We start from the raw sequence: 13,332 nt of genomic DNA, 5'->3' as shown, positions 1-13,332 counted from the left end.
CGTGGCGAAGAAGAGCGACCAGAATGCGCCGACGCCCGAACAGGCGGCGCTCGTCAAAGGCAAGACGCCCCGCAACGCGATCCTGAGTATAGGTTTGGTGGCGGGAATCATCATTGGCGTATTGGGTTTCTTCTACGAATTGAAGGCGAGCAATCAGGCGCAGGAAGAAGCACGGCTGAAGAAGGCGAGTGCGCTTAAGAGCAGCACTGAAGCTCCAACGGGGAAGGGTTCGGACATCGATCAGATGATCCGCCAGCAACAGGAAGCCGCGGCGTCAGAAGCGGCGGCCGCGCGCGCTGCGTCCGACGCGGCTGCGACCCAGAAGCCGTCCGCCAAACCGATGCTGACGGGTAGCGACTTCCAGAAGGAGGTCGCACAGGACGGCGGCGACACCCGCGCTCTCGCAGAAACCAACAAGCAGGACGCGATCTACACGTCGTCGATATTCAAGACGACGGGCTCGGGTCGCAACTCCACTCAGCAGGCCTCCACTACGCCGGCTGGCGTTCCGTCGCTCGATGACTTTCGGGCTGCGCGTGCTTCGGCAACCGCGAACGCGCAGAATCCGGCCGATGCGATGGCACTTGCGCTCAGCAAACAGGGCCAGGCACCCGAAGACCGTGATCGCGCTTTCCTAAAGGACGCGGCGGCACAGGGCGGAATCGAGAGGACGACGTTCAACGGCCAGTCACGCGGTTGCACGCTGACTCCGCCTCACAACATCCACGTAAAGACGGTTGAAGGTCTGAATTCAGACAAGCCGGGTCGGGTCGCGCTCATGGTCGACCAAGATGTCTACGACAGTATCCGGGGTGACTGCCTGATGATTCCGAAAGGATCGTTCATCAACGGCGCGTACAGCGCGGACATCAAGGTTGGTCAGGAACGTCTCCTCGTTGCATCCACCAGCCTGCGTTTGCCGAACGGCAAGAGCGTGCCGATGAACGGCATGCAGGGCGCTGACGAGAACGGGTACGCAGGGTTCTCGGGCGACGTTAACAACCACTTCCTGGCGATCTTCGGTGCTGGCTTCATTACCGCAGTCCTGCTGAAAAGCTTCGACAACGGCTCGACTACCTCGACCACGGCCAGCCCAATCGGCATAACGACAACCGGCAGCACTGCAGGGCAGGTGGCTGCGACGACTGCACAGGCCGTGCTTCAACGCAATCAAAACATTCCACCGACGATCACAGCGCCGCCCGGCCAGAACTTCCTGGTGCAGGTGACGCAGGACATCGTCATGGAGCCGTACCATGACTAACCGTTTCGCCGCTGCGCTCGTGCTCGCCCTCGTGTGTGCCTCGTCGCATGCAGCGGTGATTGAGACGGTCATCAGCCCGAACAGCTTCGTCGTTGAAGAGGGCGGTCAGCGCTCAATGCTCGCGCTCACGGGTACGCCCGTCTATGCCTGTGGGCTGCAGCGCTTTGTTGAATGGGCGCAGCCTCTGATCGGCCAGCGTGTTGAACCGGCGAAGAGCGGCGCCGCGACGGTCGTGGTCGATGGCGCAACCGAGAGTCTGCAAAGCCTGCTTGTCCGGAGTGGCTGGCTTCAACCCGCTGTTCTGGGCGATGAGGCGCAAGCCGCACTCACCGAGCGGCGCGGTGGCTGGGCCTGTGCGTCTGCGCAGGCACCGTTCGATGTAATGCACACGAGCGTTGACGCCAAGATTCTCGCTGGCATCGCGCTGAATGAATCGGCGTACAACGGCCGCGCATGGCCTTGGACACTGAACGTCGCGGGTCGCGGCTTCTATTTTCGTACGCGCGAGGACGCGTACAAGGCTGTGCGATTTCTTCTCGCTGGCGGTCGCTGCGATTTCGACGTAGGCCTGATGCAGGTGAACTGGTGCTATCACCGGCAGCGATTCGCATCGCCATGGGACGCGCTTGCCCCTGCCACGAACGTCCACGTCGCCGAAGACATTCTCAACGAGAACTATCGCAAGACTAACTCCGCTGTGAAGGCAGTCGCGTACTACCACAGCGCCAATCCCCAGCCTGGCCGTGAATATCTCGCGCGCTTTATCCGGCATCTCTCCCAAATCGATCGCGGCTTATGAAGCACACGCTAACTCTCTTTGCGCTGACGGTGTTTTCACTGTCCGCGTCGGCTGCGAGCACCGATCCGCTCGACTTCGATTATCAGATCAACGGCAACCTAGCCGAACGCCCTGCGCTCGTATTCAACGATGGGACTGACACCTTTGTGCAGCCGCGCGCTGGCCAGCTGCTCAAGGTCGATGGTGGGCATCCTGAAGGCCCTTATATCGTTGTGCCAGGTACGCCCGATGTCGTGAGCTATTCGGTCGGTGGCGCCAGCGCTACGGCGCGCTGGAAGAAGGCGAACAGCTTCGCGGCGGATCGCGGCAACGGAAGCGGCGACATGCCTGCTGGATTTGCCGGATTCTCGAACCGCCTCGCGATCATCGGAAGCCGTTCGCGCCTTGAGAGCACCCGACCGATGAGCGCGACGCTGCCGCTCGCGCAACTGGTCAAGGCGCTTGTTCCGCAGGGATGGACGGGTTCGGCCCTGAAGGATGTCGATCTGACGACTGCGCAAAGCTACGCGACTCGCGATGGCGAGAACTGGATGCAATCTCTGGATCGGCTTCTCGGCGCGGATGACCTGTACGCGGATGTAGATTTCAACGCGCACCACGTCACACTGCGGCGGGGCGCGGCCAAATCCATGGCCGTGAACTATGTTGCGAGCGCGGCACCTGCTGTCGCGTCCGTGCCGCCGTCGGCGAGTCCGGCAGAACCGATTGAGGCCCCTGAAAAGTCGCCCCAGAGTGATGGCCTCGCTGGGTCCTTTGGCGCGGTCGCAATCCGCGACGGTGACGATACCCATATCCAGATCCGTTTCGCACAAAGGCCTGCAAAAGAACTCGTCTTTCGGGACATGGAGGGGCACTCCCTCAAGCCAAAATGGGATGAATCGAGCAATGTCGTGACGCTGAACCGCACTGACCGCTTTGTCGTGTCGAACGGTACCGACAGCGTCGAGGTGGCCCGGGTCGCAGGTCTCGTCTATTCGTTCGACGCGAAGAATAGCGCAGGACTCGAAGCGGTGTTCGACAAGGACGGGTCGACGTACTTCAAGTTTGCCGACACCATTGGCAACGTGAAGGTCTCTGACGCCCGACATCTTGGGTCTGGCGAACAGAAGGGGCGGTACTACAAGTTCAACGGTACAGCAGATCAGTTCATTGTGAATGCTGACGGCAACATGGTGAATGTGACGCGCAGTCACGACGTGAAGTTCTTCGACCGCCCTGCCGCCGTCAAGCCTGCGACGGCGCAAGCACCAACGGCGGCGGTGGAGAAATCGTGAAGAAGCTGATCCGTGTCGTAGTTGGCGTCGTTGCGTCGTTGTGTCTGTCGATCGCACAGGCGGATTGTCTCGATGATGCTGCGGCGTTTCAGCACATCAACAGCCAGCTCGTTCACGCGATAGCACAGAACGAGTCCAGTATGCGGGCGAATGCCGTTCACGTGAACACCGATGGCTCCGAGGACATCGGGTTGATGCAGGTGAACTCCGGCGAACTTCCCGGTCTCGCCCGTTACGGAATACGCCGCGAACACCTGTTCGATGCATGTGTGAACGCCTATGTAGGAACCTGGATTCTCGCGAGAAAGATCAGGCGGTATGGCCCAACCTGGAAAGCAGTCGGTGCCTACAACGCGTCGACGCCGTGGAAGCAACTGAATTACGCCAACGCTATTAATCGCCGCCTGCAGCGGCAGGGGCAATAAAAATGAACGTAACCATCGAACGCAACGACAGCGTGCGCGTCCTCGCACGTGTGCTCGCAGCTTTGACGCTCGCCGCAGTGCCCCTCTGGACTTATGCGGCCATCGACCCGGATCAGTCGCGTGTCGCCCCGCCGGCGGGCGATGGCTGGCAGATGCTATCTGCGCCCGCTGCCGTCCCTAAAGCGACATTGGGTTCGGTAAGTCCATCAACTCCAGCGGCGTCAGTCAGCGGGAAGCCCTCAATGGCTCCGACTGTTGCTTCGGTGCCCCCTGTTGCAGCCGTACCCACATCGCTGGTTGCATCGACAGCCGTCACCCCAGTAATTCTTCCGGGCACAACGGGTCCGGCACCCGGTGGTGTCCTGACTCTCGCTATCACACCGCAGGACATCAATCTGCGCAATGCACTGGATCGCTGGTTACAGCAACAGGGCTGGCAACTCGCATGGAAGATCGACGACGACCTACCGCTCGAATTCAACGCGACTTTTAGCGGCGATTTCGATTCCGTGCTCACGCAGGTTATGAAAGCCACCAATCACATGCGCACACCGACCCGAGTTTGCGAGCACACCAACAACGTAATTCGCGTGGTCGCCCGCGCGGCCAACTGCCAGGATTGAACCGATGCGAGCAAACCGATTTAAGGCTGCTGTTTCCCTTTTCGTCGCGTCCACGCTTACCGGTTGCGTGGTTTCGCAATCCGACGTGAACAACGCGTATGACTCGGCAACACACGACGCAACGCATGCAATGGCGGGCATGGGTGAGTCGATGCCTCTCGTCGAACATGTACCGACCGCCTTTCTCGGCGACCGGCCTGTCCCGGTCGCATACGAAGCGACTCTGCCAGCAGTGTTCCGCGAGAAGTCCGTCACCCTACCGGCGAATCTGCCACTGTCGAAGATCGCAACAATGCTTTCTGATGCGGCAGGCTACCCCGTGCACTTGAGCCCGGACGTCTTCATTCCGCGCGATGCCTTGATCGAAACTACCTCGGGCAGTGCAAACGGAGGCAATGGAGCTGCAAGGCTTTCGGTCCCGGGACTCGGACAGGCTGCGACGAACGTAGACCCCATCTACAGGCAGCCCGGCAACGCGAAGCTTGGCCAATACCTGCACAGCGTGACTGAGGACCTCGGTCTGGCGTGGAGTTTTGACGGCGCGACGATCAATATCTCACGCTTCGTGACCCGTACATTTCAGATCGCAGCTATTCCCGGCACCGTCAACGTCAAATCATTGATGTCGAAGGGGACCGATACGTCTACGGGTTCGCAGTCGACCGCGAACGGTACAACTAGTGCTAACACCGGTTCATTCTCCGCGGTTACGTCGACTGGCCGCGACGGCAAGTTTGATCAGATCGACCTGATCACAAAAGAGCTGGAAAGCCTGAAATCGCCGCTCGGCAAGATCACGGTTAATCCGCAAAGCCGGCTGGTTATGGTGCGAGACACGAAGGAAGCGGTTGATCGCATGAGCGAAGTTCTCACGCGTGAGAACGCGATATCGACGCGTCAGGTGTCTGTGCGTGTTCGTACGCTTCAAATCGCCCTAAACAATGGTTCGCAGGCGGGCGCAAGTGCCGACATCATCTTCAACAAGATCTCTAATGGTCTCGTGCAGTACTCGATCAGCGTCGTGTCGCCCACATCGCTTGCAACCTCGGCGGGTTCGGTTGGATTGTCGATCCTGAAGCCAAATGCGCCGCTCACGGGCACGAACGCGGTGATCAACGCGCTCAACACATATGGCAAGACGATCTCGGACAACACCCAGACGAAGATGACCCTCAATGGCCTCCCGATGTCGATCGGTTCATTCGAGACCAAGGGCTATCTGGCAGCAACTACCCCAGCGACGGGCTCGCTCAGCGGCGGCGCGGGTCTGCCAGGTCTTACACCTGGATCGGTCACCGTCGGTGACTTCGTGAACATCCTGCCGTCCGTGAATGATCACAACCAGATCATTCTGTCCTACTGGAGCGACAGTTCGAAACTGAACGGGCCATTTACGACGATTGGCACGGGCTCTGGTGCATCGGCACAACAGATCCAGTTGCCGGATATCGTGGGCAGCAAAGATGACCAGACGATTGCGTTGTCTGATGGTCAAACGGTCGTCATGTATGGTGCGGTGACCAACAACTACGATGCCTCCAGCAACAACGGTATCCTGGGCTTCAGCGGAGCGTCGAACAAGGCGAAGACGTTCCAGGTGATCATGCTGACCGCGAACGTCGTGCCCTCGATGTGAGCGGCGAAATGCATTTCGAAAACATTCCGACCGGAAAGAAGGCGCGGCTCGTCTTCGGCCTCGAATGGCGCGCATATGCAACGAAGGGCGGGGCTGGTGAACGCCGACGCTATGCGAAGGAACTCGACGCGACGCATTTCGTCGAGATCAAGGGAAAGGAAGAAACGGTAGCTGGCTTCTGCGCGCCGGAAGCGGCTGATCGCAAGGGTGTGAAGCTCTATTCCGCTGCAGCGCGCGTTGCCGATCTCGAACGCGTGCGGACAAAGCCAGCCGTTCTGGTACTGATCCAGGACGCACAGCGTGTCCACGCGATCCTCGTTGTGCGCGGAGCAGTCCGGACAGATGAAACCATCCCGCTCAATGCGCTAGGCGCGCGTCGCAATGCGCTTGAGGACGAATGTGAGCGCGATCGCGTCGAGCTGGTGACAATCGGCTACGGTGCGGATCTTGTCGATCTCGATGAGCCTTTTGCCGCAGCCGAACTGCTGCGAAGCAAGAGCGTCGGCCTCATCAAAAAGCTGCCCGTGAAGTTGCCAAAGGCGGTTCCGCTGGCAATTATCGCGGTCGCGCTGATCTACGGGGGAAGCGAAGCGATCAGCTATATCAGTCCGCCGCCGCCGGCCGCTCCACCGCCGACCTACATGCAGGAATATCAGAGCGCGGTCGCGCGCATGTTCGCTGGCTCCGTGCCGCTTGCATCTCAACTTGCCCCCGCTCTGCTGGACACATTTGGCCGCCAGGAAACGAACGTGGACGGATGGCAGTTTGAGAAGGCTACGTGCGGCGTCGCTGGTTCGTGCGCAATCACTTTCAAGCGCGAAGGGGGCACGTTCAAGGAATTCGACGCTCGCGCATCGGCGGAAATGCGCCCCGTCGTATTCGATGCTGACGGTCTGCATCTGACAATCAAAGGACCAGCCGTTCCTCAAATGCAGAGAGTTTCTCTCGCGCAGGCGCGGCAGTGGCCTACGGCGCAGATGCTCATCAAACAGCTGCAGACTGATCCGCAGCGTCTTTCGACCAAGCCAGACCTGCTGACGAGTCATGGGTATGTCGTGACACTGAGGCCACCACAACGCCTTCTCGCACGTCAGCCGAACGCGGGGGACGTGGCCGGGCCCATCGTCCTTGTAGGTGAGTGGACGATTGATGGCTATATGTGGCAAAGCCGGCTGCTTGGAAACCTGCCGGAAAACATGTCGCTCGACGCCCTTGAGCTCGAATTGAAAGAAGACGGCACTGGCGTTCACTTCACGGCGAAGGGTAAATACTATGTACTCCAATAACACCGCGCGCATCGTGGCGGCATCGCTTTTTGCACTCTGTCTCGCGAGCACCGCGCATGCCGATGAGAAGCACTTGACGCTGGACGACATTGACGGTTTGGCACGTCAAAATCTTGTCAACTCGATGCGCAAGACGGACGGGGCACAGGCACCCGCCCAGGGAGTGAATCTAAATGGATCGCTGGCGACACCATTGGCGAATCCTGTAGCCGCCCCAGTGGTGATTCCGAAAGCAACCAAGCCATCAAGCCCACCCGCACCGCGCGCTGTCCCTGTCACTTTCGTTGGGGCATACAGTGATATGACCGGGGCGCACGTCCTTTACGACTACCAGGGTGGCGTCTACTCCGCTGCGCGCGGAGAAAGGCTGATCAACGGCTGGGTCGTTACGCGCGTCGACGGCTACCACATCTCCGTTTCCGAAGGAAAGCGGACATGGACAGAAGTCATATCCACAACGTCGGCGTCGCCGCCGATGTTAGACGCCCCGGCTGTGCGGGCCATCACCGACCTCGGCGGGCCGCTCCCTGTGGCTACGAGCGTGGGTTCGTTCGGTTCCAACGGGAGATAAGACGATGAGTCTCTTTTCAGGTATCGAGACGGACGAGGATCAGGCAAGCGGTGGTTTTCTGAAGCGGTTACGCGGCATAAGGCCGACAGCATTTGTGGCGACGGGTCAGGGCGCAACTCGCGCCGCGCAAGAGCCGCGCTTTAGCGAGCCGACGAAGGCGATCAATCCAACGGTGTCATTTCTCGGTCGCAAGCTGTCCGGTGACGACATCACGGATGTGGAGGAATTCAAGGAATCAGATGGCAAGATAGCCGAGGTGCGCATTGCCGCGGCGGCTCCTGAGGCTCCTGCGTTGGTAGAGGAGCACGTCGCAATGCCATCAGTCCGCGAGCCCGCTGTGGCTCCCGCAGACAATTTGGCCGCGACACTGGGCAATGCGTATGCAGAGGGCGAAAAGGCCCTGCGCGAGCTGGACGAGATGATCGCAGCGCAGTCAAACCCTGTGGAGCGGCGTGCCACGGTTGCGACGGTCGCTGAGGCTGCTCGTCCTGCCGATGCCGCTGAACCAGTAGCGGTATCCAATGAAACCACCCAATCGTTGTCGCACGCATCAGCAGCATCAGCAGCATCAGCAGCATCAGCAGCATCAGCAGCATCAGCAGCATCAGCACGAGCATCGGCGCAGTCTTCCGCTCGCGTGCCTATCTCCGCAACAGCGCATCCTCAGGGAAGACCGAATCACGTGTCGACGACCCGGGACCACGAAGAAGACGATGACCAGGAGAATGATTCCATCAGCACGATGAGCGGCAGACCTGCGCTCGTGTCGGCGGAAGCGCTGCCGGACTTCAAGCGCGTCATTACGGGCATCGAAGCCGATTCGACGCTGCGCATATCGGCGGCAGTGCGCAAGGAATTCGTCGCAGTCGAAATACAACCGGGCATTGCCATCGTTGCGGCGACGGCACGCTTCAGTGAGCGCGCGCAGTTCGCCACGTTCCTTAAGGACCTCGCTGCCCACGATCTTCTCGTGCAGGAAGAGATGATCGCGACCGAGCAGGTTATCGCGGCGATCTATGAAGGAAAGCAGGGAAATCGGGATGCGCTTGTCAGTGGCGAGCGTGAAGCATCGCGCGCAATCGGCAACTTCCGGGACATCATCGAGGCGGCCCATGCGTACGGCGCGAGCGATGTGCATATTGAGCCGCGCGATTTCCTGGGGGAAGTCGAGGTGCGCTTCCGGGTGAATGGCGACCTCTACACATACCGGCGCCTGCCGAAGAACATCGTGCGTCGGGCGCTCTCCGCGGCATATTCGGATCTGGTCCAAAAGAATACGAACTCGGGCAACTCCTTCCAGCCGAGCGCGCCGCAATCGGCAATGATCCCGCTGGTTCTTGGGCGAGATACCGTCAACCTGCGATGGCAATCCGCATCGATGGTTGGAGGCTATGACGTCGGGTTGCGTCTGCTCGATGGCAACTTCAAGAACTACTCGGTGCTCATGCCCGAGCAGATGGGACTCTCGCCAAGCCAACTTGCCTTGATCGACACGCTCAACTATGTCAGTGGCGGTATTACGGTTCTGACGGGTGAAACTGGTTCGGGGAAGACGACGCTGCTGCGCGCATTGAGTTACATGCTGCCGGATCGCGAGCTCAAAAAGCAGTTCGCTGTCAGCGAGCCGTCGGAATATCCGTTGCCTTGGCTGTCGGAAATATCGATCATCCGACGCCCGGACGAGTCCGACGAGGAAGCGAACCGAAAATACGCGGAGGTCATCCGCACGCTCATGCGTATGGACCCCGACGACGTCACGATCTCGGAAGTTCGCGATCGCGTCGTGATGGGGCTCGTGTCGGAACTTGCGTTGACAGGCCATCCAGTGCGCTTCTCGTTACACGCAGGCGACATTATCTCGGCCGTCATGCGTATGGCGGGCGGCCGACTCCAACTTCCGATCGACGAACTGGCGGCGGAGGGATTTATCAATGCCGTTGGCAACCAGAAGCTGGTGCCGACCCTGTGCCCGCGTTGCAAGCTGTCTGCCGAAAAGGTGATGCCTACCGCTGACCTCGAGTTGCTACGCTCGAAGTTCGGCCTCGACACTTCGCAGATGGCTTGCCGCAATCATGCTGGTTGCGACCACTGCCGCCTCGACGGACTTTTCTCACGCGACGGCAAGGTTGCCGGCGGCACGATGCGACCGACGCTCGTGGCCGAACTGTACCGACCGACGCCGGAATTTCTAGAGCGGATTGCGGCGCGGGACTGGAGCGGCGCGCGCACTGTGTGGCGTGGCGAACGTACAACCGGGTTCGACAACGAGGATATGACCGGAAAGACGCTATATGAACACGCTCTTTTCAAGGCTTCGCGCGGCGAAATCGACCCACAATTCATCAACCGTTCCATGCAGTCCTTCGCGCAATACCGCGTGATGCCGGGTGCAGACGGGAAACTCCAACAAGGTTGATATCCGTCATGCTTAGTTCGTTGATCGCCATGCTTCCCGAAGCAGCGCAGATGCGTATTGCCCGTTGGAGGTTTCAGGGTGTGCGTGAGACTTTCTACAAGGAAACACGGCTTGATATTGAGAAGAAGGGGCTACGGGACGTGGAAACTCTGCGCGAACGTCTCGAGACCTACGAGAACCGTAACCGGAAACGCGACCGCATCGAGTGGAAGGTCTTTGCGCAAGTCCGCGAGCGTCTCGTAAAGGGTGATTCCTTTTCCGCCGCCATCAAGCCGTTCATTCCCGGCGACGAGTACACGCTTTTCGATATCGCGGACGAGTCGACTCAGAAAGACGCAGTGGCCAGAGGGTTCGAGCTTGCAGAGATGGCCGCGTTCGCCAAGCGCACGCTCTCATCGCAAACCGCATTGCAGGTTGCCTATCCGACATTTCTGCTGGTCTACCTCTACGGCTTCTGCATGATGTTCGGCGGAGTGATTTATCCGCAGATTGTCGAGATCAAGCCGCTGGACCAATGGCCTGATGCGGGTCGTCTGCTGTTTCATATCGATACCTTCGCCTACGAGTACTGGTGGATATCTGCCTCGCTGGTGATCGCAACGATCGCGCTGTACTTCCACACATTGAAGCGCTGGATCGGTCCGCTGCGTAACCGCTTCGACAGGTTTCCACTCATGTGGCGAAATCGTCGCGACATGCGCGCAGCGCTCCTGATCGTTTCGCTGGCAGGTCTGTTCGATTCAAACCTGACGCTGCGAGCGGCCATCAACCGGGTAGCGCAATCGTCGGACCCGTGGATGCGCTGGCATCTGACAACGATGAGCAAACGCCTAACGCAGCGTCCCGATCAACCGATGCGCGCCCTTGACACGGGCATCTTCTCGGAAATGATCGTAGACACGATTACCGATGCGGCGGGCCGGGATCAGTTCGAAGCGGCGATCAAGTCGCTTGGTCGCGATTCGCTCGCTCGCGTGGTCGAGGCTGTGAAGCGAAATGCACGGCTAACGCATTACGTTCTGCTGGGCTTGGCGGTCATTCTCTTTCTAAGCATCGGCGTCGGTTCATACGTCGTCACCGGGGCGGTGAACATGAGCGGCGGCATTCCCGTCGCAGGCTCGCAGTAAGTCGTCGATCGTAGACATTTTTTCCACGCTTTCAGGCGTGAACATAGGGAGATTTTATGCAGCAGAAAAAGATTGACGGCGCCCGTCGTTTGCGTCTGATCCAGATGGGCCGTCGCAGAAAGCAGTCGGGCGAACTGTCGCTGATCGAGGCCGGTGCATACATGGCGGGCGCAGCGCTACTTGCGATCGCGGTGATCAAGGGCGGGAACTACGTCTACACCCTGATCAGGTCGTCGCAATTCACGAGCGAGGCGCAGATGTTCCATACTGGCATGCTGAATGCCACGCAGAACGACGCCGACTTCTCCAGCGAGACGCTGACGACGCTTGCCACGAACCGCGCATTCGACTCGGCAGGAGCGCGCCTTGCGTCGGACAATTCATCGTTGAAAGGGATCTTCAACCAGCCAGTAACGATCTCCGTCGGCACGCTAAGCACTGCAAACGACTCACTCATCATGTCGTATGAGGTTCCTGCGGCGATATGCTCGATGAGCGTGGCCGCGTTGACGAACACGTACTCGCAGGTTGCAGCGAACGGCACGACGCTCTCGGGTCCCAATACGACCTTCAGCAGCACTACCGCTGGCACGGCATGTCGGGCGGGCGGTGCATACGCGACTCTTCAGCTTTACACGTCGCGCACGTGATCCGGGGCAGCCATGGCAAGCTTGCTGGAGATGATGTTCGTCCTGCTCGGTTCAGCCATTCTGACGGTGCAGGCGATCAAGGCAGATGTCGCGAATACTCGTGCGACGATGCTGTCGCTCGAAGGCCAGAACCAGGCAACACTGGTGATGGCCTTCGACGCGTGGATCTCTGACAACTTCGGAACGGTCCTCTCGCAGTACACCGCGTCGGGTAACGTGTCAACGTTGACACCGCCAACCATTGCGCAACTTGTGACGGCCGGCAATCTTAAACAGGCGCACAAGGCCGGCCCGTTTTGGGGCGGCTCATACGCAACGACTATGACCATGGTGCCAGCCGGGTGCACGCAGGCGGCTGGAAATTGTAGCGTCGCTTTTACGATGTACTCGACGAATCCGCTACTGAAGGGAGGCAAGCCTGACGTAGGCGGTGCCGCTCAGGTAGCGCAGGCGGGCGCCAAGCTGGCGGGGACGAGTCAGTTCGGCTATTCAAACTCCCAGAACCCCAGCGTGATTGGAGGCATCAATGGATCGTTCACTGCTCCCAACCCGCTGGGTGCGAAGGCAGCGACTGTCCTCGCGACGAACGGTCCTGGCACCGACGGTGGTTCGGTATACATCCGACGCGACGGGAGCCTCACATGGACGGGCGACCAGAATGTCAATGGGGTGAGCCTTCACAACGTTCAGAACATCGACGCGACGGGAACGATTGCAGCACCAACACTGGCTGCATCGAACGTCGCTGTGAGCACTGCAATTCGAACACCGTCGACACTCTACGTTCAGAATGCGGCTGGCACGGCACCGGGGCCGCTGGACGCCGGCGCGGCCGCGGTCCACGGTAATGCAACGGTCGACGGATTCGTAAAGGTCGGCAATCTCGCTGTGCCGGGGAGCGCGTGCTTTGGCACCGCTATGTCCGCCAACAGCGATGGATCGGGTCAATTGCTTCAATGCCTGTATGGGACATGGTTGCCGATTGGCGGTCGTATTCTGCGCATGGCCTATTGGCAAGTCGTACATGGCACTGTTGTTCCTGCGCCGACGTGTCCCAACGGCGGACTCCCGCAGATAGAACTGACGCCGCAAAACTTTTCCGTCGACCCGACAACGGGCGTGAACTTCGGACCGGTGGCCGGCACCGGTCCGTGGACGATCCTCATATACGACGGTGCTGGTGCGCCGATTCCGGGCGCGAGGGGCGTCGTATCGACCTATTGCGCGTACTAAATCCCCGAAAACAGAAGGGTAATGAGAT

General features: G+C 59.7%; 12 protein-coding genes. All 12 read left to right on the top strand.

Annotated elements, in window-relative coordinates; translation table 11 throughout:
• The first annotated feature begins 1 nt into the window (after window position 1).
• Genes QEN71_RS44110 through QEN71_RS44055 form a run of 12 tightly spaced genes read left to right on the top strand, consistent with a single transcriptional unit; the run spans window position 2 to window position 13,304 of the window.
• Window positions 2-1,264: a TrbI/VirB10 family protein gene (locus tag QEN71_RS44110; protein WP_201657558.1), complete on the top strand. Its 1,263-nt coding sequence runs from the start codon at window positions 2-4 to the stop codon at window positions 1,262-1,264.
• Window positions 1,257-2,063, top strand: a complete 807-nt coding sequence (locus tag QEN71_RS44105) for a transglycosylase SLT domain-containing protein (protein WP_201657561.1) — start codon at window positions 1,257-1,259, stop codon at window positions 2,061-2,063. The genes QEN71_RS44110 and QEN71_RS44105 overlap by 8 nt, the downstream gene beginning before the upstream one ends.
• A complete protein-coding gene (locus tag QEN71_RS44100; RefSeq protein ID WP_201657563.1) occupies window positions 2,060-3,337 on the top strand; it encodes a TrbG/VirB9 family P-type conjugative transfer protein in 1,278 nt (425 codons plus the stop codon). The genes QEN71_RS44105 and QEN71_RS44100 overlap by 4 nt, the downstream gene beginning before the upstream one ends.
• Entirely contained in the window at window positions 3,334-3,762 is a 429-nt protein-coding gene (locus QEN71_RS44095; RefSeq protein ID WP_201657566.1) for a lytic transglycosylase domain-containing protein, read from the top strand. The genes QEN71_RS44100 and QEN71_RS44095 overlap by 4 nt, the downstream gene beginning before the upstream one ends.
• 2 nt (window positions 3,763-3,764) lie before the next feature.
• On the top strand, window positions 3,765-4,385 hold the full coding sequence (locus QEN71_RS44090) for a toxin co-regulated pilus biosynthesis Q family protein (protein WP_201657569.1): 621 nt from the start codon (window positions 3,765-3,767) through the stop codon (window positions 4,383-4,385).
• Between the two features lie 4 nt (window positions 4,386-4,389).
• Window positions 4,390-6,021, top strand: a complete 1,632-nt coding sequence (locus tag QEN71_RS44085; protein WP_201657572.1) for a type II secretory pathway protein — start codon at window positions 4,390-4,392, stop codon at window positions 6,019-6,021.
• Window positions 6,022-6,029: 8 nt separating this feature from the next.
• Window positions 6,030-7,307: a hypothetical protein gene (locus QEN71_RS44080; protein WP_201657575.1), complete on the top strand. Its 1,278-nt coding sequence runs from the start codon at window positions 6,030-6,032 to the stop codon at window positions 7,305-7,307.
• A complete protein-coding gene (locus tag QEN71_RS44075) occupies window positions 7,294-7,878 on the top strand; it encodes a hypothetical protein (RefSeq protein ID WP_201657578.1) in 585 nt (194 codons plus the stop codon). The genes QEN71_RS44080 and QEN71_RS44075 overlap by 14 nt, the downstream gene beginning before the upstream one ends.
• Window positions 7,879-7,882: 4 nt before the next feature.
• Window positions 7,883-10,294 carry an ATPase, T2SS/T4P/T4SS family gene (locus QEN71_RS44070; RefSeq protein ID WP_201657581.1) on the top strand — a complete coding sequence of 804 codons (2,412 nt, stop codon included), beginning with the start codon at window positions 7,883-7,885 and terminating at the stop codon, window positions 10,292-10,294.
• An 8-nt stretch (window positions 10,295-10,302) separates the two neighbouring features.
• On the top strand, window positions 10,303-11,421 hold the full coding sequence (locus QEN71_RS44065) for a type II secretion system F family protein (RefSeq protein ID WP_201657584.1): 1,119 nt from the start codon (window positions 10,303-10,305) through the stop codon (window positions 11,419-11,421).
• A 56-nt stretch (window positions 11,422-11,477) separates the two neighbouring features.
• Window positions 11,478-12,071 (top strand): type 4 pilus major pilin, encoded by a 594-nt coding sequence (locus QEN71_RS44060; RefSeq protein ID WP_201657587.1) that lies wholly within the window; start codon window positions 11,478-11,480, stop codon window positions 12,069-12,071.
• Window positions 12,072-12,083: 12 nt separating this feature from the next.
• Window positions 12,084-13,304 carry a hypothetical protein gene (locus QEN71_RS44055; RefSeq protein WP_201657590.1) on the top strand — a complete coding sequence of 407 codons (1,221 nt, stop codon included), beginning with the start codon at window positions 12,084-12,086 and terminating at the stop codon, window positions 13,302-13,304.
• Window positions 13,305-13,332: the final 28 nt, after the last annotated feature.

Source organism: Paraburkholderia sabiae, assembly GCF_030412785.1.
GTDB lineage: Bacteria > Pseudomonadota > Gammaproteobacteria > Burkholderiales > Burkholderiaceae > Paraburkholderia > Paraburkholderia sabiae.
The sequence above is the reverse complement of the archived record's forward strand: the minus strand, read 5'-3'. Positions and strand labels throughout refer to the sequence as shown.

Excerpts from the sequence above, each read along its gene's own strand:
- QEN71_RS44065 (WP_201657584.1), top strand. The coding sequence starts at position 10,303 with ATGCTTAGTTCGTTGATCGCCATGCTTCCCGAAGCAGCGCAGATGCGT.
- QEN71_RS44080 (WP_201657575.1), top strand. The coding sequence starts at position 6,030 with ATGCATTTCGAAAACATTCCGACCGGAAAGAAGGCGCGGCTCGTCTTC.
- QEN71_RS44070 (WP_201657581.1), top strand. The coding sequence starts at position 7,883 with ATGAGTCTCTTTTCAGGTATCGAGACGGACGAGGATCAGGCAAGCGGT.
- QEN71_RS44100 (WP_201657563.1), top strand. The coding sequence starts at position 2,060 with ATGAAGCACACGCTAACTCTCTTTGCGCTGACGGTGTTTTCACTGTCC.
- QEN71_RS44085 (WP_201657572.1), top strand. The coding sequence starts at position 4,390 with ATGCGAGCAAACCGATTTAAGGCTGCTGTTTCCCTTTTCGTCGCGTCC.
- QEN71_RS44090 (WP_201657569.1), top strand. The coding sequence starts at position 3,765 with ATGAACGTAACCATCGAACGCAACGACAGCGTGCGCGTCCTCGCACGT.
- QEN71_RS44055 (WP_201657590.1), top strand. The coding sequence starts at position 12,084 with ATGGCAAGCTTGCTGGAGATGATGTTCGTCCTGCTCGGTTCAGCCATT.
- QEN71_RS44075 (WP_201657578.1), top strand. The coding sequence starts at position 7,294 with ATGTACTCCAATAACACCGCGCGCATCGTGGCGGCATCGCTTTTTGCA.
- QEN71_RS44060 (WP_201657587.1), top strand. The coding sequence starts at position 11,478 with ATGCAGCAGAAAAAGATTGACGGCGCCCGTCGTTTGCGTCTGATCCAG.
- QEN71_RS44105 (WP_201657561.1), top strand. The coding sequence starts at position 1,257 with ATGACTAACCGTTTCGCCGCTGCGCTCGTGCTCGCCCTCGTGTGTGCC.